General features: G+C 22.8%; 1 protein-coding gene. It reads right to left on the bottom strand.

The window, feature by feature from the left end; translation table 11 throughout:
• Positions 1-229: 229 nt before the first annotated feature.
• Entirely contained in the window at positions 230-643 is a 414-nt protein-coding gene (locus G3997_RS03675; protein WP_296648281.1) for a ligand-binding sensor domain-containing protein, read from the bottom strand.
• Positions 644-785 lie beyond the last annotated feature (142 nt).

Below are 785 nucleotides of genomic sequence, written 5' to 3'. Positions count from 1 at the left end.
CTTTCTTTATTTATTATATTCATTCCATAGTTTGTTCCAATCATTAAGGTATTATTTTCACCATTAGCTAAACATGTTATATATGAACTAGTTAATGAATTTTTATTATTTTCATCATAGTTTAAAACTTCTATTTTTGAATTTTTAATGTCTATCCTAATTAAACCATTTTCAGTTCCTACCCACATAATATCATCATCTTTATCATCTTTTAATAATGATGTTATTTTTAAGTTACATAAATTAGCTTTMTTTCTAGGTCATTAAAGTTTATAATAGTATCTGTATTAGTATCTATAATATCTAAGCCTGAATCAGTTGCCACCCAAATATTGCCCATAGAGTCTTCTTCTATATCATTTATATATGTTGAACTTAATGAGTTTTCACTGTCTATACTGCAATTATATACTATTATTCTTCTTTCACCATCATATCTATTAAGCCCATCTATTGTACCTATCCACATATATCCTTTACTATCCTGAAATATTGATGTTATATGTTCATTTGAAAGTCCTTCATCAATAGATAAATTTTCAAAGGTTTCTTTGTTTAATGATTCAGCTAATACTGATATAGGCATTAAAATGTTTATTAGAATATATCCTAATAATATTATTTTTGCCAGTTTTAGTTTCATATATTTACTCCTCATAACCATAAATATTTAATACTGTTACTTAAATTTTAATATGTTAAATATTTTTTCAATTATTTTCCATATATTCTCTTTTCTAATTATATATATCCAATATTTTACATTAATGAATATTATATTTATA

The organism is Romboutsia sp. 13368 (genome assembly GCF_018336475.1).
Classification (GTDB): domain Bacteria; phylum Bacillota; class Clostridia; order Peptostreptococcales; family Peptostreptococcaceae; genus Romboutsia.
The sequence above is the reverse complement of the archived record's forward strand: the minus strand, read 5'-3'. Positions and strand labels throughout refer to the sequence as shown.